The 2,268-nt window shown below is 38.4% G+C and carries 4 protein-coding genes; all 4 read right to left on the reverse strand.

Translation table 11 applies throughout. The features are described 5' to 3' along the window. Positions 1 to 165: 165 nt before the first annotated feature. The 4 genes from G3R48_RS16880 to G3R48_RS16895 all read right to left on the reverse strand — a co-directional run bounded on the left by G3R48_RS16880 (position 166) and on the right by G3R48_RS16895 (position 2,182). Positions 166 to 471, reverse strand: coding sequence for a hypothetical protein (locus G3R48_RS16880; RefSeq protein ID WP_153666361.1), 306 nt, complete (start codon positions 469 to 471; stop codon positions 166 to 168). A 114-nt stretch (positions 472 to 585) separates the two neighbouring features. Beyond that, positions 586 to 1,077 (reverse strand): hypothetical protein, encoded by a 492-nt coding sequence (locus G3R48_RS16885; protein ID WP_153666360.1) that lies wholly within the window; start codon positions 1,075 to 1,077, stop codon positions 586 to 588. 116 nt (positions 1,078 to 1,193) lie between these two features. Continuing rightward, the gene (locus G3R48_RS16890) at positions 1,194 to 1,664 is read right to left on the reverse strand and encodes a hypothetical protein (RefSeq protein ID WP_153666359.1); all 471 of its coding nucleotides are present in this window, start codon (positions 1,662 to 1,664) and stop codon (positions 1,194 to 1,196) included. Between the two features lie 131 nt (positions 1,665 to 1,795). Then, the gene (locus G3R48_RS16895) at positions 1,796 to 2,182 is read right to left on the reverse strand and encodes an energy transducer TonB (protein WP_153666358.1); all 387 of its coding nucleotides are present in this window, start codon (positions 2,180 to 2,182) and stop codon (positions 1,796 to 1,798) included. Positions 2,183 to 2,268: the final 86 nt, after the last annotated feature.

The raw sequence follows: 2,268 nt of genomic DNA on the forward strand, positions 1-2,268 counted from the left end.
GTAGAGCTGCTGTCAGATCCACTGTTGTTGTCGGATTACTATTGCTTGACAAAGGGGAGTCCATGTAGCCCTGTTAAGGGGCAAATTGTAGTTGGCTAAAATGTGAAGCGAAGCGGAACCAGCCAACTGTAATTTGTCCCGCTTGAACAGCTTGTTATACGTTTATTACACTACAACATGTGCTTCTCTTGCACCTGCACCCAACGCTATTTCACGAAGTACTCGGTCTTCGACTTCCGATAAACCACCTTCAAGGAATTCGTGAGGCTGAATGATAATTTTAGGAGCACGTTTAAAAAAGCCGATAGCACCAAATTCTTTTACTGCATTTTTAAGACAACTTTCTGCCACAAAAAACTTACCAATAAGTAGCCTTGTTGTTGTAAAAGGCTCTTTAGAGTGAAATGTCATGCTACGACCATCGGAAGTTAGCACCATTTTGTTTGAATATACATCGACTTTGATTTCCATATCACCTCAACCTGAAAAACGTATAACGCCGCAATAAACGGCAAATATTAGTTGGCTATAATTTGTGAGGCACGAACAAAAGCCAACTGTTATTTGTCCGATTTAATTGCCTTGTTATACAACTTTTAACTCATTTGCCCAATCTTCCCATGAGATACACCTACCAGGGAATGCAATTTTAGAAAACGGCCACTCATTTTGAAGCCAACTCAAGACTGTTTGGTAAAGTGCCTTATCCAAAGTGATGCTATCATCCCTAACCCAAAGATATACTTCACAATCATAGTTCCGTGATTGGCTTGGATCTATGTAAACAGAACCTAGGCATTTTTCTTTAGAATTGGTAAATACTGAATAAGCAAATGCTTCTCGTGTTTCAAATTCTTGTTTGTGAACCTTCAAACTTTTTTTATTTTCCTCGAGAGTCATATCAGTTTTAGGCCAGTCGAACTCTGGGCCAAATATCCCTTGCAGTCTTTTTTGGCTAGACATCACAGCTTCAAAATCTAATTCTGCAACTGCCTCTTCAAGAACTCTAAAATGAAAGCATTCACTTTCAAAAAGCTTAGGCGGTTCGAAAGATTCAGGAATAAAGGGGTTGGGCATACTCAAGACTGTCCATAGTTGTATAACGCCGCAATATGGGGCGTATTAAGCTTGGCTAAAATCAGCGAAGAATGAGCGTCAGCCAAGCTTTAGACGTCCCATACATAATTGCCTTGTTAGCTGCACCCAAGCGCAGAGCGAATTATATTGATGTTTATTTTGTTTTTACCCCAAGTTGCCACTGAAGATTTTCTATATGGAGAAGGACGAGAATTAATATAAATATTATCTTCTTCAAACCTGATAGTGACTAATTCTCCCCAACTCCTCCATGTACGTTTTGTCTCGACAATAATTTCAGAGTTATCAGTAGACTCAAGTATTTCCCAGTTTTGCTTCTCTATTTCTTCTAAGCAAATTTGAAAGTTTTGACTCGAACCAGGTACATTTAAAGCAACAACTTTCAAGTTTCCCTTTTGTTTAAAGTGAAAACCAAGAGCCATTAAGGTAAAAGGTACAGCCATGAATAATGCAATAGGATCGAACTCAAGCATGAACAATGAGTACCCAGCCATTCCAAGAAAAAAAGCGGGTAAGACATAAAGGAAAAACCCATCATCCTTTTTCGGCTTAAGTTCATTTTTCAACGAATTCTCCAAGTGCAGCTAACGCCCGCATAAGGGGCTGATATTAGTTTGCTAAAATGTGCAGCGTAGCGGAACCGAGCAAACTATTATCAGTCCCGTACTTAATGCGCTTGTTATATGGAGCTTTCTACTTACTCAGTTTTCTTAAGGCCTTCGAACCTAAAGTTTATAACAGAAGCTTTCTTAAAGTCCTCGTCATTAAGCATTGTTAGTTCGTATAGAGGAGCAGACGTTTTAATAGCATTAAAAGCTACTTCATCAAATTCTTGGACTCCACTAGAAGTTGTTAGCTCCATATTTAAAACTTCTCCACCTTTAGAAAAGGTAGATTTCACAACTATTGTTTTATCGATAGACATTTTTTCACAAAGAAGCTTTGATTGCTCTCGTACTCTTAACATTATCTTTTCAGCACAAGATTGGACATCAGAACAGCTTGAGTTTTTCGCTACTTTTGGGGTATTTGCACAGCCAGCAACTATAACTGACAACAAAGTGATGATTAAGATCCTTCTCAAGACTCGAACTCCATATAACGCTTAAAACAAAGGTTATTTATAACACCTAGCGAAGCGAAGATAAATAATCCTTTGATTTTCCTAGT

This window comes from Shewanella intestini, from assembly GCF_018221465.1.
Lineage (GTDB): Bacteria > Pseudomonadota > Gammaproteobacteria > Enterobacterales > Shewanellaceae > Shewanella > Shewanella intestini.